This window comes from Brevundimonas sp. TWP3-1-2b1, assembly GCF_049896165.1.
Lineage (GTDB): Bacteria > Pseudomonadota > Alphaproteobacteria > Caulobacterales > Caulobacteraceae > Brevundimonas > Brevundimonas subvibrioides_B.
Genome location: NZ_JAFCTT010000009.1, coordinates 108695 through 133780, shown reverse-complemented (window position 1 = coordinate 133780; position 25086 = coordinate 108695). Strand labels below are relative to the sequence as shown.

The window sequence follows — 25086 nt, the reverse complement described above, 5'->3', positions numbered from 1 at the left end:
CGTCGGCTTGGCGTCGGCGCGGTCCCGCTCTAGAAGCGCCGCATGATCCTCGTCGTCGATAACTACGACAGCTTTACCTACAACCTCGTCCACTACCTCGCGGAGTTGGGCGCGACGACGCATGTCGTGCGCAACGACGACCTGACGACCGGGGAGGCCTGGGCCCTGAAGCCCGAGGCGATCCTGCTGTCGCCCGGCCCCTGCGCCCCGGATCAGGCCGGCATCTGCCTGCCCCTGATCGACACCGCGCCGCTGGACATGCCGATCCTCGGCGTCTGCCTGGGTCACCAGGCGATCGGCCAGGCCATGGGCGGCCACGTCATCCGCGCCAAGGCCCTGATGCATGGCAAGACCTCGCCGATCATCCATGAGGGCAAGGGCATGTTCGCCGGCCTTCCCTCGCCCTTCACCGCGACCCGCTATCACTCGCTGGCGGTCCAGCGCGAAACCCTGCCCAACACCCTGAACGTCACGGCCTGGACCGAGGACGGCGAGATCATGGGCTTCCAGCATCACGAGCGGCCGATCTACGGGGTCCAGTTCCATCCCGAGTCCATCGCCACCGAACACGGTCACGAGATGCTCGCGAACTTCCTCGACCAGGCAGGCGTCAAGCGTCTGGCGATGGTGTGATTCAGTCCGCTCCCCGATACCGTGCATCCCCGCGAAGGCGGGGACCCAGTGCTTTGGGCGATGGTTCTCACAGGTCCAACGCACCCGCTCATCCCGCGCGCTCTGCCTCACTCAAGAACTGGGTCCCCGCCTTCGCGGGGATGCACGGAGGTTAGGGTGTCCAACGGTTTCAAGCCGCTGCTCGCGAAGCTCGTTGAAGGGCAGTCGCTCACCACGGCCGAGGCCGGCGACTTCTTCGCCGCCTGCCTGCGCGGCGAACCGACCCCGGCCCAGGTCGCCGCCGCCGTCACCGCCCTGCGCATCCGTGGCGAGACGGTCGAGGAGATCGCCGCCTTCGCCCAGGCGATGCGCGACGCGGCCATGACGCTGGACCATCCCTATGACGTCATCGACACCTGCGGCACCGGCGGAGACGGGGCCCACACCTTCAACATCTCGACCGCCGCCGCCCTGGTGCTGGCCGGCGCGGGCCTGAAGGTCGCCAAACACGGCAACCGCGCCATGAGTTCGAAATCCGGGTCATCGGACGTGCTGAGCGTCCTCGGCGTCGACCTGACCGCCGGACTGGCCCAGCAGCGGCAGGCGCTCGACGAGGCCGGCATCGCCTTCCTGTTCGCCCCCGCCTACCACGGCGCCATGCGCCACGTCGGACCTGTGCGGGCAGAGATCGGCTTCCGCACCGTCTTCAACCTGCTCGGGCCCCTGTCCAATCCGGCTGGCGCCAAACGGCAGGTCATGGGCGTCTATGATCCGCGCCTTGTCGAGCCGCTGGCCGAGGTGCTGGGCCGGCTCGGCGCGACCCGCGCCTGGACCGTCCACGGTCAGGGCCTCGATGAACTGACCACCACGGGACCGACAGAGGTGGCGGAGTGGAAGGACGGCGTCGTCCGCCGCTTCACCGTCACGCCCGAGGACGCCGGCCTGCCTCGCGCAGACATCGAAGCCCTGCGCGGCGGCGACGCGGAGCACAACGCCGCCGCACTGACCGCCCTGCTGGCGGGTCAGACCGGCCCGTATCGCGACATCGTCCTGCTCAACGCCGCCGCCGCTCTTGTCGTCGCCGACAAGGCGCCGGACCTCAAAGCCGGCGTGGCCCTGGCCGCCGTCGCCATCGACGAGGGCAAGGCGGCCCGGGCGCTCGCAGATCTGGCCCGCATCACCTCGACGCCGCCGCCCGTTGCCGAAGACCCCGCATGACCGACATTCTCGACCGGATCGCCGCCTACAAGCGGGAGGACGTGGCCGCCCGCAAGGCCGCCCGGCCGCAGGCGGAGATCGAATCCCTGGCGCTGATCGCCGGCATGCCGCGCGGCTTCCGCAGCGCGCTGGAGCGCCGCGCCGCGCCCGGCCGCCCCGCCCTGATCGCCGAAATCAAGAAGGCCAGTCCATCGAAGGGCCTGATCCGTGCGGACTTCGACCCGCCGGCCCTGGCGCAGGCCTACGAGGCCGGGGGCGCGGCCTGCCTGTCGATCCTGACCGACGGCCCCAGCTTCGAGGGCGCCGACGACTATCTGGTCCAGGCTCGCGCCGCCGTCGCCCTGCCCTGTCTGCGCAAGGACTTCCTCGTCGATGCCTGGCAGGTGGCCGAGAGCCGCGCCCTGGGCGCCGACTGCATCCTGATCATCCTGGCCATGATCGACGACGTCCTGGCCGGCGAGATGCTATCCGAGGCGAAACGCTTCGGTATGGACGCCCTGATCGAGACCCACGATGAGGCCGAGATGGCCCGCGCTGCGGCGCTGCGCGGTGATCTGGTCGGCATCAACAACCGTTCCCTGCGGACGTTCGACGTCAATCTGGGCGCCACGGCCCGCCTGGCCCCGCTGTCGCCGGCGGGGTCGCTCCTGGTGGCCGAAAGTGGGCTCTTCAGCCCTGCGGATGTCGCGGAGGTCGCGGCAGCGGGGGCTTCAGCCATTCTCGTGGGCGAGAGCCTGATGCGACAGGCCGACGTGACGGCCGCGACCCGGGCGCTGCTCGGCTAGAGTCTTCCTTCTCCCGGTGGGAGAAGGTGGCGAGCGAAGCGAGACGGATGAGGGTCGGGCCTAGCCTGTAGCGCACGGCCCTCACCCTTTCGCGCAAGACCGATCGCTAGCGCTCTCTGGCGCTCAAGCCCTCTCCCAGCGGGAGAGGGAGCGACCGTTCTGCCGTTAAGTTGACATTAGGCAAGAACACTTACAGAACATCGGCAACGGTTCACGACTTGTTCTGGAGGCGATTTCCACCATGCTGACGCGCAAGCAGCACGAACTCCTGATGTTCATCCATGAACGGCTTAAGGAGACCGGCGTTTCGCCGTCGTTCGACGAGATGAAGGAGGCGCTGGATCTGGCGTCCAAGTCGGGCATCCACCGGCTGATCACGGCGCTGGAGGAACGCGGCTTCATCCGCCGCCTCGCCCACCGCGCCCGCGCCCTTGAGGTGACCAAGCTGCCGGAACAGGCGACGGCGGGGGCCGTGCGTGGCCGCGCGGGCTTCACCCCGGCGGTCATCGAGGGCGGCGGGCGCAGCGCTGCCGCCGAGCCCGCCAACGACACCCGCGAACTGGTTCTGGTCGGCAAGATCGCCGCCGGCGTGCCCATCGCCGCCCTGCAACAGGACCACGGCCGCTATCAGGTGCCCGAATCCATGCTGGGCGCCGGCGAGCACTACATGCTCGAGATCGAAGGCGATTCGATGATCGAGGCCGGCATCCTCAACGGCGACCTGGTGGTCATCAAACGCGTCGACACCGCCTCGTCCGGCGAGATCGTCGTGGCTTTGGTTGAAGGTGAAGAGGCAACGCTCAAACGCCTGCGCAAGAAGGGCAATTCCATCGCCCTCGAACCCGCCAACCGCAACTACGAGACCCGCATCTTCGGTCCCGACCAGGTCGAGGTCCAGGGCAAGCTGGTCGGCCTGATCCGCCAATACCACTAGACGCCGTCACCGAGGCCCGCATCCGCCGCATCGGGATCCCCGATGCGGCTCCACGGCCTGTCGCCCCGCACATCAGTGGCCCAGACCGCGCGCCAGCCCTGCGCGGTGCGCCACAGCTCGACAGAGCCGCCCCGCGCATAATCCAGTCCGTCCAGCACCAGGTTGCCATCACAGCCTGGCGGCAGGGCCTGGACAATGGCTCGGACGCTGACCAGCGGCGCTGAGGCGCACAAGGCGGCGAGCTCGCCGGCGTCCGGCGCGGCCTTCCCCCACCACAGGGCGATCGGCGCGCTATCGGCCTTGGCCGGAGCGCAGTTTGATCGTGCGCACACCCATCCCTCATCAGGCCTCGGCGCCAGCGTCAGCCCCCGCCGCCGCGACCACAGGTCCGCCGCGAACTGGCGCACGCCCGGCCGCACCACGACCGCCTTGCCCGCCTCGCTGAACGCCGCGTTCGTTCCACCATCCCCGATCCAGAGCGTCGGCGTCGGCGCGCGAGGCCAAAGCAGGACAGCGCAGGCGAAGGGCAGGCCCAGCCACCGCAGCCGCCCCTGCCACAGGCACAGGAACAGGACGCCGAGGAAGGAGATCGGCAGCACATGGTCCGGCGCGCTGGCGATGGTCTTCACCGCCCCCGGCAGCGCCGCCGTCCAGTGACCGATGGCCAGCATCAGATCGACGCCCTTGCCGGCCACCCACAGGAACGGCCCGCCCAGCCCGATGGGCTCCAGCAGGGCTCCCAGCGCAAGGGCCGGCATCATCACGAAATCCGCGATCGGCGAGGTCGTCAGGTTGGCGAGCAGCCCATACATGGCCGCCCGGTTGAAATGCTGGACCGCGAACGGCCCGGTCGCCGCGCCGGCCACCAGACTGGCCGTCACGGCGATCAACAGCCAGTGCCGCGCCGACTGGAACCCCGCGATCGGCCAGGGCACGGACAACTCCCGTGTCCTAGACGGCCAGCCCTCCGACAAGGCCACCAGGGCCGCTGTCGCCGCGAACGACATCTGGAAGCCCGGCGTCACGATGGCCTCAGGCTGAAGGATCAACACAACCATCGCCGCCAGCGCCAGCGCATGCATGGTGATTGCCGGCCGGTCCAGCAGGATCGCCGCAAACGCCACCGACGCCGTGATCGCCGCCCGCTGCGCCGGCGGGGGCGCGCCGGACAGCACCAGATAGCTCCATACGGCGACCAGCCCCGCGACCGCCGCCACCTTCTTTCCCGACACCCTCAGCGCCAGCCACGGCCAGGCGGCGACGCCGAGCCGGACAAGGAAGAAGGCGAACCCGCCGACGATGGCCATGTGCAGACCCGAGATCGACAGGATGTGCGCCAGGCCGGAATCCCGCATGGCATCGAGGTCTTCGCGCGCGATCCAGGTCTCATGGCCCGTGGTCATGGCCGCCGCGATCCCGCCCGTCCGCTCGCCCAACCGGTCGACGATCCGCTGCGCCAGGGCGAACCGCGCCCCGTTGACCGCCATCGCCAGCCGCAATCGCCATGGCGCCGGCGCCAGATACGCCTCCCGCGTCTCGCCCAGTGCGAAAGCCGTGCCGCCGAGCCCCTGAAACCACGCGTTGCGGCCGAAATCATAGGCGCCGGGACTGGCCGGGGGCGGCGGCGGATTGAGGATGGCGAACAGCCGGATCGCCGAGTCCGGGGTCGGCGGCTCCCCCCGCACCGTCGCCCGCAGCCGGATCGGCGTCGCCTCGGGCTCCAGCCCGCGGATCCGCACCGGGGCGAGGACGATCCGGTGACCCCGGTCGCCCGGGCTGTCGACGTCGACCACCCAGCCCTCGACGACGGTCGGCTCCGCCAGCGCCGGCGCGATCGGCGCCGCCACCGCCTCCGCCCGCAACCTGGCTCCCGCGAGCCCCAGGAACAGGCAGGCGACCAGCATCAGCGGCAGGGTAACCGCCCGACCCCGCCCCAGCAGCCTCGCGCCCAGCCACACCCCCGTCGCCGACACCGCCGCGACCGCCAGTGGCCACAAAGGCGGCTCCTGCCTCAGCGCGAAATAGACCGCCGCCCCGCCGCCGAAGGCCACCGGCGCCCACAGCCGCCAGCGCATCGACTGGGCCAGCACCTCGTCCCGGACCCAGGCACGAAGACGCGCCGACAGGCTGGGCTTTGCCGCATCGGGGGGTATAAGGGCGGCCCGTTCGGACCCCTCCCCCATGCCCGCAGACTCGTCTCCCCAGGTCGTCACCCGCTTCGCCCCCTCGCCCACCGGCTACCTCCATATAGGAGGCGCGAGAACGGCGTTGTTCAACTACCTTTACGCGAAAGGGCGCGGCGGCAAGTTCCTCGTCCGCATCGAGGACACCGACCGGGAGCGTTCGACCGACGACGCCGTCAAGGCGATCTTCGACGGCCTGAGCTGGCTTGAGCTGTTCGCCGACGAGGAGCCGGTTTTCCAGCACGCCCAGGCCGACCGGCACCGCGACGTCGTGGACCAGTTGCTTGAGCTCGGTGCCGCCTATCGCGATTTCACGACCGCGGAGGAGACCGGACGCATGCGCGACGAGGCCAAGGCCGAACGCCGGACCTTCGAATCGCCATGGCGCGACCGCCAGCCGACCGTCGACGACCTGTCCCAGCCGCACGTCGTGCGCTTCCGCCGCCCCCTGCCAGGCCGGGTCGTGGTGCTGGACGCCGTCCAGGGCGAGGTCAGTTGGGACGCGAACGATCTGGACGATCTGGTCCTGCTGCGCTCCGACGGCGCCCCGACCTACAATCTCGCCGTCGTCGTCGACGACCACGACATGGGCGTGACCCATGTCATTCGCGGCGACGACCATCTGAACAACGCAGCGCGCCAGTCGCTGATCTATGACGCCCTGGGCTGGAACCGGCCCGTGTTCGCCCACATCCCGCTGATCCACGGCCCGGACGGCGCCAAGCTTTCGAAGCGCCACGGCGCCCAGGCGGTCCATGAATATGCCGACATGGGCTATCTGCCCGAGGCGATGCGCAACTATCTGGCCCGCCTCGGCTGGGCCCATGGCGACGACGAACTGTTCGGCGACGAACAGGCGCGGGACTGGTTCGATCTGGACGGCGTCGGCAAGGCGCCGGCCCGACTGGACTTCGACAAGCTGGCCCACGTCAATTCGCACTGGCTGCGTCTGGCGGCCGACGAGCGGCTGGCCGGCCTGACGCTGGACGCCCATCTCGCCAGGGGCGCGCCCCTCAACGAGGGCGACGAGGCCCGCCTCCAGCGCGCCATGCCGTTCGTCAAGGATCGCGCAAAGACGCTGCTGGAACTGGCGGATCAAACGGCGTTCGTTCTCAAGACCCGTCCGCTCGAACTCGACGAAAAGGCCCGCGCCCTGCTGTCCGGGGAGACGGTCGAACGGATCGCCCGCGTCCGCGCGCGTCTCGCCCTGTTCGAAAGCTGGGACGTGTTCGCCCTGGAGGCCGAGCTCAAGGCCTTCGCCGAGGAAGAGGGCGTCGGCTTCGGCAAGATCGGCCCGCCGATGCGCGCGGCCCTGACTGGCGGGACCGCTTCGCCCGACATCGCGCGCACCCTCTCTGCCCTCGGACGCGAAGACGCGCTCGGGCGCTTGGATGATGCGCTGCAACACACTAGACCTTAATCGGCTGAGGGGGAACTGCTTCGCAGTTCCGCTGAAGCCGTGAATCAAGGTCCAGCTTGATTCACGGGGCGTGACGTGGCCGTAAAACCGCTCACACTTTTCCGCGTCACGCCCTATGTGAACGTCCATAACAATCGGGTTCCGGGTTATCCCGTCCGGACCGAACGCAATCGCAAGGGCGCCTGATGACCGAAGCCTCCAAACTCGCCGGATCGGCGACCCTGACCTACGGCGACAAGTCCGTCGAACTGCCGGTCCTGTCCGGCACGACCGGACCTGACGTCATTGATATCCGCAAACTGTACGGCGCGACCGACGCCTTTACCTTCGACCCGGGTTTCACCTCTACGGCGGCCTGCGAAAGCGCCATCACCTATATCGACGGTGACGCCGGCATCCTGCTGCACCGCGGCTATCCGATCGGCCAGCTGGCCTCGAAGTCGAACTTCATCGAGGTCTGCCATCTGCTGTTGCACGGCGAGCTCCCGACCGCCGCCGAGTACGCGGCGTTCGAGGAGACGATCACCCGTCACACCATGCTGCATTCGCAGTTCGACCGCTTCTTCGAAGGCTTCCGCCGCGACGCCCATCCGATGGCGATCATGGTGGGCACGGTCGGCGCCCTGTCGGCCTTCTACCACGACAGCCTGGACATCCACGATCCGGTCCAGCGCAACATCTCGGCCATCCGCCTGATCGCCAAGATGCCGACCCTGGCGGCCCGCGCCTACAAATATCATATCGGCCAGCCGTTCGTTTCGCCGCGCAACGACCTCAGCTACGCCGAGAATTTCCTGCGCATGTGCTTCGCCGTTCCGGCCGAGGACTATGTCGTCGATCCGAAGATGGCCAGGGCCATGGATCGCATCTTCACCCTGCACGCCGACCATGAGCAGAACGCCTCGACGTCCACCGTTCGCCTGGCCGGTTCGTCGGGCGCCAACCCCTTCGCCTGTATCGCCGCCGGCATCGCCTGCCTGTGGGGCCCGTCGCACGGCGGCGCCAACGAAGAGGCGCTGATGATGCTCAAGGAAATCGGCACGCCCGACAAGATTCCGGAGTTCATCCAGGGCGTTAAGGACAAGAAATACAAGCTGATGGGCTTCGGCCACCGCGTGTACAAGAACTACGACCCCCGGGCGACGGTGATGAAGGAGTCCGCGGACGAGATCCTCGAACTGGTCGGCGCCGACAACGATCCGCTGTTCCAGGTCGCCAAGGAACTGGAGCGCGTCGCCCTGTCGGACGAGTATTTCATCGAGCGCAAGCTGTTCCCGAACGTCGACTTCTATTCGGGCATCACCCTGTCCGCGATGGGCTTCCCGACCTCGATGTTCACCGTCCTGTTCGCCCTGGCCCGCACCGTCGGCTGGATCGCCCAGTGGGAAGAGATGCTGGCCGATCCGGCGCAGAAGATCGGCCGTCCGCGCCAGCTCTACACCGGTCCGACCGAGCGCGATTACGTGCCGATCCAGAACCGGGGCTGAGACAGCCACACAGACAAGACGCCGGGGCCCGCGCCCCGGCGTTTTTCTTTGTCTGGACACGATGGCGCGCTGTCCGGACACGACTTTGCTGGCGCACAGAGCGGTTGGGCGCCCAGGTGCCGGGATGACCCAGATCCCCGACACCCGTCCTCCCGAAACGCCGACCCCGACCGACGCGGCGCCGTCAGCCCTGGCCGAAATCATCGACACGGTTCGCACCATCGCCGTCGCCCTGGCTGCTGCGGTCGCGATCCAGACAGTCGCCTTCCAGCCCTTCACCATCCCCTCGGCCTCGATGGAGCCGGGCCTGGTGGTTGGCGACTATCTGGTGGTGTCCAAGTTCGCCTATGGCTGGAGCCGCGCCTCCCTGCCCTTCAATCCGCCCCTGCCGTCCGGGCGGCTGTTCGAGCGCCTGCCCCGACGCGGCGACGTCGTCGTCTTCCGCCGGCCGGGCAATCCGCAGGAGACCTGGATAAAGCGGGTCATCGGCCTGCCCGGCGACACGGTGTCGGTCTCGGGCGGCGTGGTGACGGTCAACGGTCAGGCCCTGTCCCAGCGGGCGCTCGGCCCGGGCCTTGATCTGGACGCGCCCGCACGGCCCGTGGAGCAGGTCGAGGAGCGTCAGGTGGATGGCCTCACCTACACCACCTTCGATGCCGGGCAGGGGCTTGAGGGCGACGATCGCCCCGCCCGGATCGTGCCCGAGGGTCAGTTGTTCGTCATGGGCGATCACCGCGACAACTCGCTGGACAGCCGCTGGTCTGCAGACGTCGGCGTAGGCCTGCTGCCGGTCACGAATGTCGTGGGACGCGCCGAACTCGTGGTCGCCTCGTGGAAGCCGGGCGCGTCCCTCTGGAAGCCCTGGACATGGTTCAACCTGAGGCAGGGCCGGATCGCCCACCGTATCCGCTAGAGCAGGATCGGCTGAGGAGGAATCGCTTCGCGATTCCGCTGAGGCCGTGAATCCTGCTCCAGATATTGGCGAGAGCCTGATTCACGCTTTCGACAGAAGCGCGAAGCGCTTCCGTCTCAAACGATCAGGCTCTACCGGGCCTGAAACTCTGCGAAGGAGACGACGCCGTCATGGTTGGCGTCCATCTGGTCGAAGGCGGCGCGGGATCCCGGCAGGGCCTGGGCGATCGACGGCGCCGCGGCCGCGCCGATGATCACGCCCGCAACTGCCGCGGCCAGCACCTGCCACGCTGTCATGGTCCGGTGCGCCTTCGGAGCCGTCGGAGCCTCGCCCTCGATCAGGCGGCGCACGACCTCGCTGGCGGTCAGGCCGGCCGCGCGGCAACGCTCCATGAAGGCGAGCTTCGCGGCGTGCGGCAGCCGGATTTCCAGCGTCTCGCTTTTCTTTGGCAGGCGAGGAGAAGTCATTCGACGGTCATCCAGAAGGATCAGCGGGCGGAATCTAGGGCGGATGCGCCGTTTGATCCAGAGGCGCCCGCGATGACCGTCAGAACCGCTTCGGCGGCCAGGGCTGACGGATCGTCGCCTCCCCGGCCCATATAGTCCAGCGCCTCCGTCTGGCGCCGGGTCTGGGCCGCCCGCGCGTCGGGATTGCGGAGCAACCGACCGACCTCGGCGGCGACCCTCTCCGGCGTCGCATCGGTCTGGATCAGTTCACGCGCGATCTCCTCGTCCGCCGCATGGTTGAACAGGGTCGCGTATCTGCCGGTAAAGAACGGCTTCATGATCGCATGGCTCAACGGCGCGAACCGGTAGGCGATGACCATGGGCGCGCCCGCGAGCGCCAATTCGGTCGAGACCGTGCCGCTGGTGGCGAGGGCCACGGCGGCCGCCTTCATCGCCGCGTATTTGTCGGTTTCAGTGACCAGGTGGGTCCGGAATGGCCAGGCGGCGATACGCGCGGTCACGTCGTCCGCGACCGTACCCGCGACGACGACCGCGACCTCCAGGCCGGGTCGCTCCGCCTTCAGTTGCTGGATCGCCGCCTCATAGACGGGCGTCATCAGGCGGATCTCGCTCGGGCGGCTGCCGGGCATGACCAGCAGCAGGGGCGCATCGGCGGCGATCCCCCGCGCGGCGCGGAAGGCCGCCGGATCAGCCGTACCCATGTCGATGTGCAGCGCCTGCGATCCCACCACGGTCGTCGCCAGGCCTTCGCGCTCGAACCACGGCGCGTCGAAGGCGTAGAGGGCCAGCAGATGATCCACGGCGCCCGCCAGAGTCTTCGCCCGGCCCGGTCGCGAGGCCCAGACCTGGGGGCCGACGTATTTGATCAGCGGCACGCCGGGCAGCACCAGCCGCAGCGCCTTGGCGACCCTTATGGTGAAACCCCAGCTATCGATCAGGACGACCGCATCAGGCCGCTCGCGCACCGCCAGGGCGACGGTATCGGCGACCCTCGCCTTGACCCGGCCATAGGCCCGCAACCCCTCCAGCCAGCCGAGGATGGACAGCTGGGCGATGTCGAACGGGCTCTCGACGCCCTCGGCCGCCATCTTCGGGCCGCCGACGCCGACGAAGGCGATGTCCGATAGCCGGGCTCGCAGGGCCTGCGCCAACCCCGCGCCCAACGAATCGCCCGAGGCCTCGGCGGCGACCAGCATGACTTTCACGACCGGTCCTCGCCCCAGACGAACAGGCCCAGCCGATCCGCAGCCTCGATGATCGCGGCCCGGTCGATCAGGATCAGCTTGCCCGCGACCCCGCCGACGCCCGCCAGCCCGGCGGCGGCGGCCATCTCGATCGTCTGTGCGCCTATGACCGGCATGTCGACGCGCAGGTCCTGGATCGGCTTCGGCGCCTTTCCCAGCGCCCCTTTCAGATGACCGGTCGTGCCGCGCAGATCGGCGGGCAGCCCCGCAACCCGAGCCAACATGGCATCGGTGCCCTCCTGGGCTTCGACCGCGAGGACCAGACCCTCGCACACGACCGCGCCCTGTCCGATATCTAGTTCACCTGCCTTTTCCGCGACATGCAGCGCCTTCCTGAGGTCTGAAAGCTGCGCTTCATCCGGCGTGACGCGGCCCAGGGCGCCGACCGTCAGGGTCTCGCCGCCCAGAATGTCGTCGGCCCCTTCGATGGCATAGCCCTCGTTCTCGAACACCGACAGGACCTTGCGCAGCAGGGCGTCGTCGCCCTTCATTGCCGCCGCGATGATGCCCGGCAGCACCAACGCGCCCTTCAGATCGGGCTTCAGAGCCTTGAAATCCGGACGGTTGACGGTCCCGGCGAAACAGACGGCGACACAGTCCGCCGCCTTCAACGCCGCCAGCACCCGACCGATCTCGGCCATGCCCGCTTCCAGTCCCGGATACCGGATCAGATGCGGGTCGGCGAAACTGGTCAGCCGCACCACAAACACGGGCCGCCCCTCGGCCTCGCACCGCGCCGCGATCGCCAGCGGCAGGGCGCCGCCGCCCGCGATCAGCCCCAGTTTGCCGGCGCTCATGCCGCGCCCTCGATGGTCGAACACGCGATTGGCGAGTCTGACGAATTTGACGTCTCGACTGATCGGGTTGGTCCCGATTCCTGGTCAGTTTGGCGTGGGGTTTTGATCATTCGCCCGGCAGGCACAAAGGCCGTTTGCCGTCCTCGCGGATGAAGGCGACGATCTCCATGATCTCGGGCAGGTCGGCGTAACCTGACTCCACCGTATCGAGCCGGTCGGCGAACACGCCGTCGCCCTCGAACAGGTCGCGATAGGCGGCGAGCAAACGTCGGATCGCAGTCTTGTCGTAGCCCTTCCGCTTCAATCCGATCAGGTTCAGGCCATGCAGCTGCGCATGGTTGCCCCAGGCCGAGCCATAGGGGATCACGTCGCGCGTCACGGCCGCGAGACCGCCGACGATGGCGCCCTGCCCCACCCGGCCGTTCTGGTGCACGGCGCAGAGGCCGCCGAGGAAGACCTTGTCGCCGATCCGCGCATGGCCGCCCAGGGTCGCGCTGTTGGCCATCACCACATGGTCGCCGACGACCGCATCGTGACCGACGTGGGCGCCGGTCATGAACAGGCCGTTGGAGCCGACGCGCGTCACCCCCGATCCCTGCGGCGTGCCCCGGTTGAAGGTGGCGTGCTCGCGGATCGCGTTGTCCGAGCCGATCTCCAGCCGGACCGTCTCGCCCTTGTAGCCATTGTGCTGGGGGTCGCCGCCGATGACGGCGAAGGGGTGGATGACGGTGCGGGCGCCGACCGAGGTGTCCTGCTGCACCACCACATGGCTGACGAGATGGACGCCATCGGCCAGCGTCACTCCCGGCCCCACGATGCACCACGGCCCGATCGCCACGTCCGCACCCAGGTCGACCGAGCCGTCGACGATGGCGGTGGGGTGGATATGGCTCATGGCGTGACGGGCTGATCGACCGTGACCACCATGGCCGCGAAGTCGGCTTCGGCCGCCAGCTTGCCGTCGATGAAGGTCTCGCCCCGGAACTTGAAGATGTCGCCGCGCTGTCGGGTCACGACCACGTCCATGCGCAACTGATCGCCCGGCCGCGCGGGCTTGCGGAAGCGAACGCCGTCGATGGACATGAACATGATGACCTTGCCCTCGACGGCGACGTCCAGGCTCTTGGACATCAGCAGGGCGCCCGTCTGGGCCATGGCCTCGACGATCAGGACGCCCGGCATGACCGGGTCGATGGGGAAGTGGCCCGGGAAGAACGGCTCGTTGTGGGTGACGTTCTTGATGCCCGTGATCGACGTGCTCGCCACGAAGGCCTCGGCCTTGTCCACCAGCAGGAACGGATAACGGTGGGGCAGTCGGCGCATGACCTCGGCGTAGTCGATCTTCACCCCAGGCTCAGTCATCCGTCCGCTCTCTTTTTCGCCCCGCCTGTTTGGACACCCAGACAGTTTCACGCAAGAACTGACGGATCGGCTTGGCCGGATAGCCGGACCAGGTTTCGCCCGCCGGAATGTCGGCCAGCACCCCCGCGCCCGCCGCGACCCGCGCGCCGACGCCGATCGTGAAGTGGTCGCCCACGCCCGCCTGGCCGCCGAACATGACGCCGTCGCCGATCGTCACGGATCCCGAGATCCCCGTCTGGCCCGCGATCAGGCAGTTGCGCCCGATGACGCAATTGTGGGCGATCATGACCAGATTATCGATCTTGGTGTTCTCGCCGATCACCGTGTCATCGAACGCGCCCCGGTCGATACAGGTGTTGGCGCCGATCGTGACACCATCCTGAATGATGACACGCCCCAGCTGGGGCACGTCCACCGGGCCGGTCGCGCCGCCGGCCGCGCCGAAGCCGGCCTCGCCCAGCCGTGCGCCAGCATAGATCTTTACCCGATCGCCGATCAGGGCGAAGCGGACGGTGACATTGGGGCCGACGTCGCAGTCGCGGCCGATCTGAACTCCGGGGCCGATGACGCTGTTGGCGCCGATACGGCTGCCTCGCCCGATGCGCGCGCCCTGACCCAGGATCGCGCCGGACTCAACCACCACGCTGTCGTCCTCGCAAACATCGGCAGCCGATGTCGCAGTCAGGCCGACGGGGCGATGCAGTGCGACGGCTGAAGCGGCCCAGGCCGCCTGGGGCGTGCGGGAGACAATGACCGCCGCCCCGGCCGGAGCGGCGTCCACGGCTTCCCTGGGGAGGATCACGCAACCGGCCGAGGTCGCCTGCAGCGCTCCGAGGAATTTTCGGTCGCCGAGGAAGGCCATGGCCCGACCGTCCGCCGTGGCGAGCGGTGCGACCCGCGCGATGCGAACATCCGAAGTGCGAACGACCTCACCGCCCGTCAGGGCCGCGAGGTCGTCGACGCTGAGCGGACTCAGCGTATCGAAAAAGCGGGCGTCGGGCGTCATGCCCTTCGCCTTATTGAGCCGCTTGAGCCGGAACCGGCAGGCGGTTGAAGCTCAGGTTCGGCAGCTGAGTGTTCAACCGCTCGATGACCACGTCGGTCACATCCATCGCAGGGTTCAGGATGAAGACGCTCTCGCGGTCGATCAGGATGCCGCAGCCGCGTTCCTGATAGACGGCGACCAGGATCGGCTCGACAGCGGCCGAAATCAGGCGACGCTGTTCCGACAGGGTGTAGCGCAGTTCGTCCTGGCGGGTCTGTTCCAGGGTCTGGGCTTCCTGGATGCGGGCCTGCAGGGCCGTGCGGCGGGCACCGTCAGGATCAGCGGCCTGACCGCCCTGTTGCAGCAAGTTGATCTCGTTCTGGATCGTGGTGGCGTAGGGCGACAGTTCGCCCTGAACTTCGGTCGCCAGCTGTTCCATGCGGGCCTGAACGGCCTGACCGGCAGTCGAGGTCGCCAGCAGGCGCTGGTTGAAATAGACGCAGACGCCCGGAATGTTCGGACCAGGATTTTGCGGGCCCTGGGTCTGGGCGACGGCGGTCGAGGCGACGAGCGAAGCCAGGGCGAAAGCGCCGATAGCGAGGATTTTCATGGGTAACCTTTTAGGGCTGAAGGGCCCGGGCTTAGAACTGGGTTGAGGTCGAGAAGCGGAAGGTTTCGGTCCGGTCGTAATCTTCATTGCTCAGAATCTGGCTGAAATCGAACCGGATCGGGCCCATCGGCGACTTCCAGTGGACGCTGAGACCGGCGGAGGCGCGCAGTGACAGGTCATCCGCAATGGAGGCGTCCGGCAGGCCGTTGGTTCCGAGGGTATAACGGTTGTCCAGAACCCCCAGTGTGCCGACGTCAGCAAACAGCGAGGTCTTGATGCCGTACTGTGCGGGCAGGCCGTTCGGCAGGGTCAGTTCGATGCTGCCCACGGCGTAGAAATTGCCGCCCAGCGCATCATTCGTTGCCAGATCGCGAGGCCCCATGCCGGCGTTCTCGAAGCCGCGGAAGCTGTTGCCGCCCTTGAAGAAGCGGTCGTTGATCCGCACCGCGTCGCCGCTCCAGCCGGACACATAGCCGGACGAGCCCGCCACGGTGACGATCCAGCTCGGGGTGATGCCGTAGTAGAGGGTCGCGTCGACCTCGGTCTTCACATAGTTCACGTCGCCGCCGAGACCCGCGAAGTCCTGGCGGATCGAGCCGGTCCAGCCGCGCGTGGCGCGCACCGGGTCATTTCGGCGATCGACCAGCAGGGTGTAGCCGACCGACGAGTTCAGCGAGGCGCCGACCTGTTCGCACAGGGCCGACGAGCCGACACCGTTGGCGTCGCAGTAGCCGATCGGCACCAGGATCTCGTCGTCCTTGATGAAGTAGCGCGTCGACAGACGGCTGTAGCCGTTCAGCGGGTAGGTCAGACGCAGGCCTGCGCCGGTCGAGCGATAGTCGAACGACGACTCCTGCTGGAAATCGTAGCGCGAGTGGAACAGGTCAAAGCCCGCGCCGACGTCACGGCCCAGGAACCGGGGCTCGGTGAAGCGGAAATCGATCTGCTGGCGCAGCGAGCCCCATTCGACGCGGGCGACCACGTTCTGGCCCCGGCCGCGGAAGTTCCGTTCCGAAATGCCCAGGTTGACCACGAAGCTGTCGACGGAGCTGAAGCCCGCGCCGACGGACAGTTCGCCTGTCGGCTGCTCCTCGACGGTGACATTGACGATCGAACGGTCCGGCGCGGCGCCGCGGGTCTCACCGACCGTGACTTCCTTGAAGAAGCCCAGCGCCCGCAGATTGTTGCGCGACCGCTCCAGCAGGGTGCGGTTGAAGGCGTCGCCTTCGGTCAGCATCAGCTCGCGCCGGATCACCGGGTCGATGGTGCGGGTGTTGCCGATGACATTGATGCGATCGACGTAGACACGCTGGCCTTCAGAGACGTTGAACGTGACGTCGATGGCGTCGGTCTCGGGATTCGGACGATAGGTCGGGTTGATGTCGACGAAGGCGTAGCCCGCCGAGCCCGCCGCAAAGGTCAGGGCGTCGACCGAGCTCTCGATCTTGTCGCTCTCGTACAGGTCGCCGGTCCGGATCGGCAGCAGCAGTTCCAGGAAGTCCGCGTTCAGGCGGTCGTTCTCGGTCACGACCTGGATGTCGCCGAAGTTGTACTTGTCACCCTCTTCGACCGTCAGGGTCATGGCGAAGGCGCTGTCGTCCGGCGCAAGTTCGGCCACAGCCGAGGTGATGCGGAAGTCGTAGTAGCCCCGGTTCGTGTAGAATTTCCGCAGCTGCTCACGATCGTAATCAAGGCGGCCGGGGTCGTAGTTGTCGTTCTTGGTGAACAGCCGCCACCACTGCGTCTGCTTGGTCACCATGACCTCGCGCAGCTCGCTGTCGGAGAAGGCCTCATTGCCCAGGAAGGTGATCGACTGGACGCCCGTCTCCGGGCCCTCGTCGATCTCGAAGATCAGGTCGACGCGATTCTGTTCGAGCTGGACCAGTTTGGGCGTCACGTTCGCCGAGATACGGCCCGACAGACGATACAGTTCAATGATCTTGCCCACATCCTCCTGGACCCGGGCACGGGTGTAGATGCCGCGCGGCGCGATGGTCACTTCCTCGCGCAGCTTGTCCTCGCTGATCGCGCCGTTCCCCTCGAACACGACCTGGTTGATGATCGGGTTCTCGACGATGCGGACGACCAGGTCGCCGTTCGGCTGCAGGCCGATCTGGACGTCGGCGAACAGCTGGGTGCGCGTCAGGGTGCGGATCGCGACGTCCAGGATCACCGGGTCGATGGTGTCGCCCGGCTGGATCGGCAGGTAGGACAGGACCGTGGTCTGGTCGATGCGCTGGTTGCCCTGAACCAGGATCCGGTTGACCACTCCGGTCTCGGACTGGGCCGTCTGGGCGGCCGGCGCGGCGATCTGGCCGGGCTGGATGGCGGGCGCCGGCGCGGTCTGCGCCAGGGCCGGCGTCCCCGCGACGAGCGCCAGAAGGCTGGCCGTGGCCACGCGGGTCCTGTGCAGGTTGCGGTCACCCGTATTCGATGCGGCGCGGAGGTCGTTCAGGATCATGCGGGAAACCATCGGGGGCTGGCGTCGGCTCAACTGACGAGCCCGCCGAGGAATTTGAACAGGTTCAACTTCTGCAGGTCGTTCCAGGTCGCGAACAACATCAAACCCGCCAGCAAAGCAAGACCGACCCGGTACCCCGCCTCCTGAACGACGGCGGCAACGGGTTTCTTCGCCACAGCCTCATAGGCGTAGAAGACCAGATGTCCGCCATCCAGAACCGGGATGGGCAAGAGGTTTAGAAAGCCGATTCCGATCGAAAGTATGGCGGCGAAGCTCGTCAGCGTCAGAAGCAGGTTCAACACGGTCGCCACGGGATCGGGATTGGCGGCCACCGCCGCGTTGGTCAGGGCCCCGGACGCCTTGGCGATGCCCAGCGGCCCGCTCAACTGATCGCCCGACTCACGGCCCGTGAATATCCGGCCCAGATAGGTCAGGGTGGTTCCCAGGATGTCGCCGGTCTCCTGGACGCCTCGGCCGACGGCCTCGACAGGGTTGTAGCGGACGTGACGGGTCTCGGCCGCCGTGGATGACAGGGCCAGGCCGATCCGACCCACGCTGACACGGCCTGCAATCGGATCCGTTTCGACCCGCCGGATGGGCGTCGCGACCAGCTGTATTTCCGATCCGGCGCGCTCGACGGTGAACTGAACGGCGTCGCCGGCCGACAGGCTGACCTTGCGCGTCACCTCGCCGGCGTCGGCGATCACGCGGCCGTTGATGGCCGTGATCAGGTCACCAGCCTGAAATCCGGCGGCGGCGGCAGGCGACCCCGCCGTCACCTCGGCCACCCGGGCCGGGCGCAGATCCACCCCGAGCAGCGAGAACAGCAGGGTGAAGATGAAAATCGCGAGGATGAAATTCGCCACCGGACCGGCGACGACGATCAGCATCCGCTGCCAGACCGGCTTGAAGTGGAAATAGTCGCGCTCGGCGCCGACACCGTCCCGCGCCACGATCTCGGACTTCAGCGTATCGAGGCCCCGGCTGTCGGGTACGCTGGACGCATCCATGTCGCCGGAGAATTTCACATAGCCGCCCAGCGGCATCCAGCCGACGCGCCATTCGATACCGTTCCGGTCGGTGCGGCTGAAAATGGCCTTGCCGAAGCCGATCGCGAACCGATCGACCTTCACGCCGAAGGCGCGCGCGACCAGGAAGTGGCCCAGTTCGTGGATGGTGACGATGACCGTCAGCACCAGCAGGAACGGCACGATGTAGATCAGGGCCTGTCCCAGCGCGTTCAGCATGCCGTCTCCATTTCCGCCGAGCCGAAGGGATCAGGCGGCGAGCGCCAAATCCCCGACGATTTCGATCGCGACCCGGCGGGCGCGAGCATCAAGCGCAAGAGCGCCGGCGCAAGCATCGTCGAAATCGGCATCCGCCCCCGTCTTCGTCATCCGATCAAGGGTTTCGGCGACGACTGCGGCAATATTGAGAAAGGCCAGACGGCGGTCAAGGAAGGCCAGGGCGGCGACTTCGTTGGCGGCGTTGAAGATCGTCGGCGCTCCCCTGCCCGCCTCGAGCGCCTCGCGCGCGAGGCGCAGGGACGGAAACCGCTCCGGATCGGGCGCCTCAAAGGTCAGCCGACCCAGGGCGGCGAGGTCCAGCTTCGGCGCCGGCCAGGCCATCCGGTCGGGCCAGGCCAGGGCGTAGGCGATCGGGGTCTTCATGTCCGGCGGCCCCATCTGGGCCAGGGTCGAGCCGTCAATGAACTCGACCAGGCTGTGAATGATCGATTCGGGGTGGACGACCACATCGATGCGATCGGCCGGCATGTCGAACAGATAGGCCGCCTCGATCATCTCCAGGCCCTTGTTGGCCATGGTGGCGCTGTCGACCGAAATCTTGGCCCCCATGCTCCAGTTCGGGTGAGCGACGGCCTGTTCCGGCGTCATTGAGGCCATGTCAGCGCGCGAGGCCTGGCGGAACGGGCCGCCGGACGCTGTCAGGATCAGCCTGGAGACCCGTTCGGGCGCCTCGGCCGGGAAGACCTGGAAGATGGCGGAATGCTCGGAATCGACCGGAAGCAACCGGCCTCCGCTCGCCTTGACCCGCTCGATCAGGGCCGAGCCGCAGCAGACGAGACTTTCCTTGTTGGCCAGGGCCAGGGTCGCTCCCGTCGCGGCGGCGGCCCAGGCGGACTTCAGCCCTGCGGCGCCGACGATCGAGGCCATGACAAGGTCCGCCGGTCGCGTCGCCGCCTCGACCACGGCCGCCTCTCCCGCCGCCACCGCGATGCCGGTCCCGGTCAACGCCGCGCGCAGTGCTTCCAGCCTGTTCGGATCGGCCGTGACGGCCACAGCGGGACGCCAGCGGCGCGCCTGTTCGGCCAGCCGCTCGATATTGTTTCCGCCGGTCAGGGCGACGACCTCGAAGGCCCCTGTCCCGGCCGCCTCCGCCTGATCCATCAGGTCCAGCGTCGAGGCGCCGACGGAGCCCGTGGACCCCAGCACGGTCACGCGACGCCGGATCACGTGCCCGCGCCGAAATAGTTGGCCAGGACCCGTCCGACGGCGACGACCACGATGGCGAACATCAGCCCGTCCACCCGATCCATCAGACCGCCGTGTCCCGGAATCAGGTTTCCCGCGTCCTTGACCCCGAACCGACGCTTCAACGCCGATTCCCACAGGTCGCCGGCCATGGTCGCCAGGGCGGCGGCGAAGCCGAGCAGTGCGCTCCACTGCATCGAACGCACGCCCGCCTCGGGCAGGGCCGACATGGCGGCGCCGGCCACGGTGCCCGCCAGCAGGCCGCCTATGAAGCCGGACCAGGTCTTGTTGGGCGAGAACCGCGGCCACAGCTTCGGGCCTCCGACGGCGCTGCCGACCAGGAAGGCCACGATATCCGACGCCCAGGCGACCACGAAGGCCAACGTCACCCAGTAGAAGCCGATCGCCGTGTTCCCGTCCCGCAGCCAGATCAGCAGCAGTGCCGGCCAGCCGAGGTACAGCACGCCGTAGGCCGCATCGATGCCAGACTGTCCGCGCACCCTCGCGAACAGGCCTGCCGCAGCGCCGCCGAAAACCAGCAGCACCAGGCTGAAGGACAGGGCCTCGTTCGGATTGGACAGCAGTGTGGCCACCAGCGCCAGGGCGACGGCGGCCGCGACGGCCTTCCAGTCGGACGGCGCGCTCATCCTGGCCCATTCCATGGACAGGACGACACAGGCGACCAGCAGGACGCCGAGAATCCAGGGTCCGCCAAACCAGACGGCCAGCATGGCCAGCGGCGCCAGAACGATGGCCGAGGCGGCGCGCAGGCCCATGTCGCGCACCTTGAACGCCATCAGCTGACCGCGAGCGCCGGCTCGACCGCAATCGCGCCGAACCGTCGGTCGCGCTGCTGGTACTGACGCACCGCATCGGCCAGGGCCTCGGCCCCGTAGTCGGGCCACAGCACGTCCTGATAAACCAGCTCGGCATAGGCCGCCTCCCACAGGAGGAAGTTGGACAGCCTCTGCTCGCCCGAGGTCCGCACGATCAGGTCCACCGGCGGTCCGCACGCGGTGGACAGGCCCAGACCCAGGGTCGTTTCATCCAGAGGCCCCGTCGCCTGGCCGGCCAGCAGCCGATCCACATAGGCCTGGGCCGCATCGACGATGTCCGCCCGGCCGCCGTAGTTGAACGCGACCTGCAACAGGAAGCGGCTGTTATGCGCCGTCGACCGCTCGGCGCGTTCGACGATGGCCGCGATGTCTGCGGGCAGTCCGGTCCGGCGACCCAAGACGCGCACCCGCACGCCCTCCCGCTCCAGCCGGGCCAGGTCGCTGGCCACATAGGACCGCACCAGTCCCATCAGATCGGAGACCTCATCGGCCGGACGCCGCCAGTTCTCGGTCGAGAACCCGAACACCGTCAGGCATTCGATGGCGAAATCCGGCGCCGCCTGGACGGTGCGTTTCAGCGCCTGGACACCCTCGCGATGGCCCATGGCGCGGGGCAGACCGCGAGCCTGAGCCCAGCGACCGTTGCCGTCCATGATCAATGCGACATGCCGGGGCCCCGCTTCAGGGGCTGGCGCGCCGCCGGGGGGGGCCGTCATCCGATATCCGTTCTGTCGAGACTTGAGGGAGGCCTCAAACCTGCATGATCTCAACTTCCTTGGTCTTCAAGGTCTCGTCGATGCGCTTGATGGCCGCGTCCGTGTCCTTCTGGACCTCGGTTTCCATCTTCTTCTGCTCGTCCTGGCTGATGTCGCCCGCCTTCTCGGCCTTCTTGAGGTCGTCGTTGGCGTCGCGGCGCACGTTGCGCACGGAGATCTTCTGCGTTTCGGCGTATTTGCCGGCCAGCTTGGCCAGGTCCTTGCGCCGCTCTTCGGTCAGGGGCGGCACGGGGATGCGCAGGGTCTGGCCATCGACGATGGGGTTCAGGCCCAGACCGGCGGCGCGGATGGCTTTCTCGACCGGTCCGACCATCGTCTTGTCCCAGACGCTGACCGAGATCATGCGCGGCTCGGGCACGCTGATCGCCGCCACTGCGTTCAGCGGCGACGAGGAGCCGTAGGCCTGCACCTGGACGGGATCGAGCAGGCCAGCATTGGCGCGGCCGGTGCGCAGGCCCTGGAATTCTTCCTTCAGCGAGGACACAGCCTTGTCCATACGGTCGCGATAGGTCTTCAGATCAGGCTTGGCCATCGGGGTCTCCTCATTCTTGGTCTTGTCTCAGGCGGCTTTGGGTGGAGCGTCACTGATCACCGTGAACGTTCCCTTGCCTTTCAGCACCTTGCGCAGTGAATCTTCCTCGCGGATCGAGAACACCACAATCGGAATCTTAGACTCGCGCATCAGGGCGATGGCGGCGGCGTCCATGACCTTCAGATTCTGCGACAGCACGTCCTGATAGGTCAGGTGGTCGTAGCGGGTCGCGGTCTTGTCCTTCTTCGGGTCAGCGGAATACACGCCGTCCACGGAAGTTCCCTTCAGCAGCGCGTCGCAGCCCATTTCGGCGGCGCGCAGGGCGGCGGCCGTATCGGTCGTGAAATAGGGGTTGCCGGTGCCGGCGGCGAAGATCACCACGCGTCCCTTTTCCATGTGGCGCACGGCGCGACGACGGATGTAGGGCTCGGCGATCGCGGCCATCGGGATGGCGCTCTGCACCCGGGTATCGACGCCGATCTTCTCCAGGGCGTTCTGCATGGCCAGGGCGTTCATGACGGTGGCCAGCATGCCCATGTAGTCAGCGCTGGCGCGTTCCATGTCCGCGGCCGCCGTCGACAGCCCACGGAAGATGTTGCCGCCGCCGATCACCAGGCAGACCTGGGTCCCGCCCTTGACCACCCGGGCGATGGCCGCGGCCACGGTATCGACCGTGTGCATGTCGATGCCATAGCCCTGCTCACCCATCAGGACCTCGCCCGAAACCTTCAGCAGCACCTTCTTGTATCGCGGGGGGGCGCTGTCAGCGGGCATGGGGGTCTCGTTTCACGGGAATCGGGCGGGCCTTTATAGACGAAGGGCGCGTCCGGCTTCAAAGCCGAACGCGCCCCGATAGTCACGCAGTATGTATGGTTAGGCTTTCGGAGCCATCATCGAGGCCACTTCCGAAGCGAAGTCCGGGCCTTCGATCTTCTCCACGCCCTCGCCCAGAGCCAGACGGACGAAGCCGGCTAGGTGCAGGCCAGGAGCGCCCAGTTCCTTGCCCGTGTCGGCGACCAGCTGTTCGATGGTCACGTCCGGGTTCATCACGAACGGCTGCTTGGTCAGCACCACGTCCTTCTGGAACTTGTTGATCTGGCCTTCCACGATCTTGGCGATCATGGCTTCCGGCTTGCCTTCTTCCTTGGCCTTTTCGGTCAGGACCGAGCGTTCCTTCTCGACGGCGGCCGGGTCCAGATCGTCCGTGTTCAGCGACAGCGGCGCGGTCGCGGCCACGTGCATGGCGATCTTGCGGCCCAGTTCGCGCAGGGCGACCTTGTCGCCGCCGCCGTGCAGGGCGACCAGCACGCCGATGCGGCCGAGGCCCGGAGCCACGGCGTTGTGGACGTAGGAGGCGACGACGCCTTCATCGACCGACAGGCGAGCCGCCCGACGCAGCTGCATGTTCTCGCCGATGGTCGCGATCATGTTGGTGACCTCGGCCTGGATGGTGTTGCCGTTTTCCAGCTCGGCGCCGTGCAGGGCCTCGACGGAGTGGTGCTCCAGGCCCTTCTGGGCGAAGGCCTTGGCGGCGTTCTGGAACAACTCGTTGCGGGCGACGAAGTCGGTTTCCGAGTTGAACTCGATGGCGGCGCCGATTTCGCCCTTGCCGTCTTCGCGGCTGGCGACGGCCACCAGACCCTCGGCGGCGACGCGGTCGGCCTTCTTGGCGGCCTTGGACAGGCCCTTGGCGCGCAGCCAGTCGATCGCGGCGCTGATGTCGCCGTCGGTTTCCTGGAGCGCCTTCTTGCAGTCCATCATGCCGACGCCGGATTTGGCGCGCAGTTCCATGACGAGGGCGGCGGTGATCTCGGCCATTTCTGGTCTCCTGAGGTCTGTATCGAATGCATGAGCGGCCGGGGGATTACCCCGGCCGCATGTCAGTTTTGCGGACGGTCCGGATCGCCGGACCGATCCGATCAGGCTTCGGTCTTCTCGGCTTCGGCTGCCGGTTCCGCGGCAGCAGGCTCTTCGGCAGGCGTCTCTTCGCCCGACGCGGCCAGCATTTCCTCGGCCACAGCCTCGGCGCCCTCGGGGGCGACATCGGCTTCGACCGGGGCCGAGGCCTCGGCCAGCATCGGCTCGACGGGGTTTTCCATCGCGCCCAGGTCGACGCCGGAGTTCGCGGCGCCGGCGGCGAGACCGTCCAGGACGGCGTCGGCGATCAGGTCGCAATAGGTCTGGATGGCGCGCGCGGCGTCATCGTTGCCCGGGATCGGATAGGTGATGCCGTCGGGGTCCGAGTTGGTGTCGAGGATCGCGATGATCGGGATGTTCAGCTTGCGGGCTTCCAGGATCGCGATCGCTTCCTTGTTCGTGTCGATCACGAACATGATGTCGGGGATGGAACCCATGTCCTTGATGCCGCCCAGGGAAAGCTCCAGCTTTTCCTTTTCGCGCTCGAGGGTCAGCAGTTCCTTCTTGACCCGGCCTTCGCCGCCGCGCTCCAGCAGGCCTTCCAGCTCGCGCAGGCGGGCGATCGAGCCCGACACGGTGCGCCAGTTGGTCAGGGTGCCGCCGAGCCAGCGGTTGTTCATGTAATACTGGGCGCAACGCTTGGCGGCCTCGGCGACGGGCTCTGCGGCCTGGCGCTTGGTGCCGACGAACAGGACGCGACCGCCCTTGGCGGCGACTTCGCGCACGGCCACCAGAGCCTGGTGGAACAGCGGCATCGTCTGCGACAGGTCGATGATGTGGATGTTGGAGCGCGAGCCGAAGATGTAGCGTTCCATCTTCGGGTTCCACCGGTGCGTCTGGTGGCCGAAGTGGGCGCCTGCTTCGAGCAGGGTGCGCATGGAGAAGTCAGGCAGAGCCATCTTTGGAAGTCCTTTTTCCGATTATTCCGCCGCAGACGGTGAAAGGACCGGATGGTCCCTCGGAACGGAGCGCTTCAGGATGTCTCCCCGAAACGCGCCACGCCTGCGTGTGAAGTGGGCGGGCTTCTAGTCCTGGACGACCGAGAAAGCAACCCT

General features: G+C 67.6%; 24 protein-coding genes. 7 read left to right on the top strand and 17 right to left on the bottom strand.

Annotated elements, in window-relative coordinates; translation table 11 throughout:
* Positions 1–42 precede the first annotated feature (42 nt).
* The 4 genes from ACP7AB_RS10720 (at position 43) to lexA (ending at position 3549) form a co-directional block, all read left to right on the top strand.
* Positions 43–633 carry an anthranilate synthase component II gene (locus ACP7AB_RS10720; RefSeq protein ID WP_425990797.1) on the top strand — a complete coding sequence of 197 codons (591 nt, stop codon included), beginning with the start codon at positions 43–45 and terminating at the stop codon, positions 631–633.
* A 156-nt stretch (positions 634–789) separates the two neighbouring features.
* Positions 790–1830, top strand: coding sequence for an anthranilate phosphoribosyltransferase (trpD, locus tag ACP7AB_RS10715; RefSeq protein ID WP_425990799.1), 1041 nt, complete (start codon positions 790–792; stop codon positions 1828–1830).
* Positions 1827–2615: an indole-3-glycerol phosphate synthase TrpC gene (gene trpC / locus ACP7AB_RS10710; RefSeq protein WP_425990801.1), complete on the top strand. Its 789-nt coding sequence runs from the start codon at positions 1827–1829 to the stop codon at positions 2613–2615. Before trpD ends, trpC begins: the two co-directional genes overlap by 4 nt.
* Before the next feature lie 241 nt (positions 2616–2856).
* Entirely contained in the window at positions 2857–3549 is a 693-nt protein-coding gene (gene lexA, locus ACP7AB_RS10705; protein WP_425990803.1) for a transcriptional repressor LexA, read from the top strand.
* Here the strand turns inward: lexA and ACP7AB_RS10700 are convergent.
* The gene (locus ACP7AB_RS10700) at positions 3546–5732 is read right to left on the bottom strand and encodes a ComEC/Rec2 family competence protein (RefSeq protein WP_425990805.1); all 2187 of its coding nucleotides are present in this window, start codon (positions 5730–5732) and stop codon (positions 3546–3548) included. The genes lexA and ACP7AB_RS10700 overlap by 4 nt on opposite strands.
* Between ACP7AB_RS10700 and gltX the strand changes: the two genes are divergently transcribed.
* The 3 genes from gltX to lepB all read left to right on the top strand — a co-directional run bounded on the left by gltX (position 5731) and on the right by lepB (position 9552).
* Complete coding sequence (gene gltX, locus ACP7AB_RS10695; RefSeq protein ID WP_425990807.1) at positions 5731–7152, top strand: glutamate--tRNA ligase; 1422 nt, start codon at positions 5731–5733, stop codon at positions 7150–7152. The genes ACP7AB_RS10700 and gltX overlap by 2 nt on opposite strands.
* Before the next feature lie 185 nt (positions 7153–7337).
* A complete protein-coding gene (gene gltA, locus ACP7AB_RS10690; protein ID WP_425990809.1) occupies positions 7338–8639 on the top strand; it encodes a citrate synthase in 1302 nt (433 codons plus the stop codon).
* 124 nt (positions 8640–8763) lie between these two features.
* A complete protein-coding gene (gene lepB / locus ACP7AB_RS10685; protein ID WP_425990811.1) occupies positions 8764–9552 on the top strand; it encodes a signal peptidase I in 789 nt (262 codons plus the stop codon).
* Positions 9553–9683: 131 nt separating this feature from the next.
* Here the strand turns inward: lepB and ACP7AB_RS10680 are convergent, their stop codons facing one another.
* The 16 genes from ACP7AB_RS10680 to rpsB all read right to left on the bottom strand — a co-directional run bounded on the left by ACP7AB_RS10680 (position 9684) and on the right by rpsB (position 24930).
* Positions 9684–10019: an EF-hand domain-containing protein gene (locus ACP7AB_RS10680; RefSeq protein ID WP_303695776.1), complete on the bottom strand. Its 336-nt coding sequence runs from the start codon at positions 10017–10019 to the stop codon at positions 9684–9686.
* Between the two features lie 20 nt (positions 10020–10039).
* Entirely contained in the window at positions 10040–11215 is a 1176-nt protein-coding gene (gene lpxB / locus ACP7AB_RS10675) for a lipid-A-disaccharide synthase (RefSeq protein WP_425991005.1), read from the bottom strand.
* 5 nt (positions 11216–11220) lie between these two features.
* Positions 11221–12060, bottom strand: coding sequence for a UDP-2,3-diacylglucosamine diphosphatase (gene lpxI, locus ACP7AB_RS10670; RefSeq protein ID WP_425990813.1), 840 nt, complete (start codon positions 12058–12060; stop codon positions 11221–11223).
* Between the two features lie 106 nt (positions 12061–12166).
* Positions 12167–12955 carry an acyl-ACP--UDP-N-acetylglucosamine O-acyltransferase gene (lpxA, locus tag ACP7AB_RS10665; RefSeq protein ID WP_303695778.1) on the bottom strand — a complete coding sequence of 263 codons (789 nt, stop codon included), beginning with the start codon at positions 12953–12955 and terminating at the stop codon, positions 12167–12169.
* Positions 12952–13422 carry a 3-hydroxyacyl-ACP dehydratase FabZ gene (fabZ, locus tag ACP7AB_RS10660; RefSeq protein WP_303695780.1) on the bottom strand — a complete coding sequence of 157 codons (471 nt, stop codon included), beginning with the start codon at positions 13420–13422 and terminating at the stop codon, positions 12952–12954. Before fabZ ends, lpxA begins: the two co-directional genes overlap by 4 nt.
* Positions 13415–14428: a UDP-3-O-(3-hydroxymyristoyl)glucosamine N-acyltransferase gene (lpxD, locus tag ACP7AB_RS10655; protein WP_425990816.1), complete on the bottom strand. Its 1014-nt coding sequence runs from the start codon at positions 14426–14428 to the stop codon at positions 13415–13417. Before lpxD ends, fabZ begins: the two co-directional genes overlap by 8 nt.
* 10 nt (positions 14429–14438) lie before the next feature.
* Entirely contained in the window at positions 14439–15017 is a 579-nt protein-coding gene (locus ACP7AB_RS10650; RefSeq protein ID WP_425990818.1) for an OmpH family outer membrane protein, read from the bottom strand.
* Positions 15018–15048: 31 nt separating this feature from the next.
* Positions 15049–17478 carry an outer membrane protein assembly factor BamA gene (bamA, locus tag ACP7AB_RS10645; RefSeq protein ID WP_425990819.1) on the bottom strand — a complete coding sequence of 810 codons (2430 nt, stop codon included), beginning with the start codon at positions 17476–17478 and terminating at the stop codon, positions 15049–15051.
* A 29-nt stretch (positions 17479–17507) separates the two neighbouring features.
* Positions 17508–18725, bottom strand: a complete 1218-nt coding sequence (locus ACP7AB_RS10640; protein WP_425990821.1) for a M50 family metallopeptidase — start codon at positions 18723–18725, stop codon at positions 17508–17510.
* A gap of 30 nt (positions 18726–18755) precedes the next feature.
* Complete coding sequence (gene dxr, locus ACP7AB_RS10635) at positions 18756–19952, bottom strand: 1-deoxy-D-xylulose-5-phosphate reductoisomerase (protein WP_425990823.1); 1197 nt, start codon at positions 19950–19952, stop codon at positions 18756–18758.
* On the bottom strand, positions 19949–20767 hold the full coding sequence (locus ACP7AB_RS10630) for a phosphatidate cytidylyltransferase (protein ID WP_425990825.1): 819 nt from the start codon (positions 20765–20767) through the stop codon (positions 19949–19951). Before ACP7AB_RS10630 ends, dxr begins: the two co-directional genes overlap by 4 nt.
* Positions 20767–21522 (bottom strand): polyprenyl diphosphate synthase, encoded by a 756-nt coding sequence (gene uppS / locus ACP7AB_RS10625; protein WP_425990827.1) that lies wholly within the window; start codon positions 21520–21522, stop codon positions 20767–20769. The genes ACP7AB_RS10630 and uppS overlap by 1 nt, the downstream gene beginning before the upstream one ends.
* A 34-nt stretch (positions 21523–21556) precedes the next feature.
* Positions 21557–22114, bottom strand: coding sequence for a ribosome recycling factor (frr, locus tag ACP7AB_RS10620; protein WP_425990829.1), 558 nt, complete (start codon positions 22112–22114; stop codon positions 21557–21559).
* Between the two features lie 27 nt (positions 22115–22141).
* Complete coding sequence (gene pyrH, locus ACP7AB_RS10615) at positions 22142–22888, bottom strand: UMP kinase (RefSeq protein ID WP_425990831.1); 747 nt, start codon at positions 22886–22888, stop codon at positions 22142–22144.
* Between the two features lie 99 nt (positions 22889–22987).
* Positions 22988–23932 carry a translation elongation factor Ts gene (gene tsf / locus ACP7AB_RS10610; RefSeq protein ID WP_425990833.1) on the bottom strand — a complete coding sequence of 315 codons (945 nt, stop codon included), beginning with the start codon at positions 23930–23932 and terminating at the stop codon, positions 22988–22990.
* 101 nt (positions 23933–24033) lie between these two features.
* Entirely contained in the window at positions 24034–24930 is an 897-nt protein-coding gene (rpsB, locus tag ACP7AB_RS10605; RefSeq protein ID WP_425990835.1) for a 30S ribosomal protein S2, read from the bottom strand.
* Between the last annotated feature and the right edge of the window lie 156 nt (positions 24931–25086).

Coding starts and splice junctions, on each gene's coding strand:
- ACP7AB_RS10720 (WP_425990797.1), top strand. CDS start 43: ATGATCCTCGTCGTCGATAACTACGACAGCTTTACCTACAACCTCGTC.
- trpC (WP_425990801.1), top strand. CDS start 1,827: ATGACCGACATTCTCGACCGGATCGCCGCCTACAAGCGGGAGGACGTG.
- lexA (WP_425990803.1), top strand. CDS start 2,857: ATGCTGACGCGCAAGCAGCACGAACTCCTGATGTTCATCCATGAACGG.
- gltX (WP_425990807.1), top strand. CDS start 5,731: ATGCCCGCAGACTCGTCTCCCCAGGTCGTCACCCGCTTCGCCCCCTCG.
- ACP7AB_RS10700 (WP_425990805.1), bottom strand. CDS start 5,732: ATGGGGGAGGGGTCCGAACGGGCCGCCCTTATACCCCCCGATGCGGCA.
- gltA (WP_425990809.1), top strand. CDS start 7,338: ATGACCGAAGCCTCCAAACTCGCCGGATCGGCGACCCTGACCTACGGC.
- lepB (WP_425990811.1), top strand. CDS start 8,764: ATGACCCAGATCCCCGACACCCGTCCTCCCGAAACGCCGACCCCGACC.
- ACP7AB_RS10680 (WP_303695776.1), bottom strand. CDS start 10,019: ATGACTTCTCCTCGCCTGCCAAAGAAAAGCGAGACGCTGGAAATCCGG.
- lpxB (WP_425991005.1), bottom strand. CDS start 11,215: ATGCTGGTCGCCGCCGAGGCCTCGGGCGATTCGTTGGGCGCGGGGTTG.
- lpxI (WP_425990813.1), bottom strand. CDS start 12,060: ATGAGCGCCGGCAAACTGGGGCTGATCGCGGGCGGCGGCGCCCTGCCG.
- lpxA (WP_303695778.1), bottom strand. CDS start 12,955: ATGAGCCATATCCACCCCACCGCCATCGTCGACGGCTCGGTCGACCTG.
- fabZ (WP_303695780.1), bottom strand. CDS start 13,422: ATGACTGAGCCTGGGGTGAAGATCGACTACGCCGAGGTCATGCGCCGA.
- lpxD (WP_425990816.1), bottom strand. CDS start 14,428: ATGACGCCCGACGCCCGCTTTTTCGATACGCTGAGTCCGCTCAGCGTC.
- ACP7AB_RS10650 (WP_425990818.1), bottom strand. CDS start 15,017: ATGAAAATCCTCGCTATCGGCGCTTTCGCCCTGGCTTCGCTCGTCGCC.
- bamA (WP_425990819.1), bottom strand. CDS start 17,478: ATGATCCTGAACGACCTCCGCGCCGCATCGAATACGGGTGACCGCAAC.
- ACP7AB_RS10640 (WP_425990821.1), bottom strand. CDS start 18,725: ATGCTGAACGCGCTGGGACAGGCCCTGATCTACATCGTGCCGTTCCTG.
- ACP7AB_RS10630 (WP_425990825.1), bottom strand. CDS start 20,767: ATGGCGTTCAAGGTGCGCGACATGGGCCTGCGCGCCGCCTCGGCCATC.
- uppS (WP_425990827.1), bottom strand. CDS start 21,522: ATGACGGCCCCCCCCGGCGGCGCGCCAGCCCCTGAAGCGGGGCCCCGG.
- frr (WP_425990829.1), bottom strand. CDS start 22,114: ATGGCCAAGCCTGATCTGAAGACCTATCGCGACCGTATGGACAAGGCT.
- pyrH (WP_425990831.1), bottom strand. CDS start 22,888: ATGCCCGCTGACAGCGCCCCCCCGCGATACAAGAAGGTGCTGCTGAAG.
- tsf (WP_425990833.1), bottom strand. CDS start 23,932: ATGGCCGAGATCACCGCCGCCCTCGTCATGGAACTGCGCGCCAAATCC.
- rpsB (WP_425990835.1), bottom strand. CDS start 24,930: ATGGCTCTGCCTGACTTCTCCATGCGCACCCTGCTCGAAGCAGGCGCC.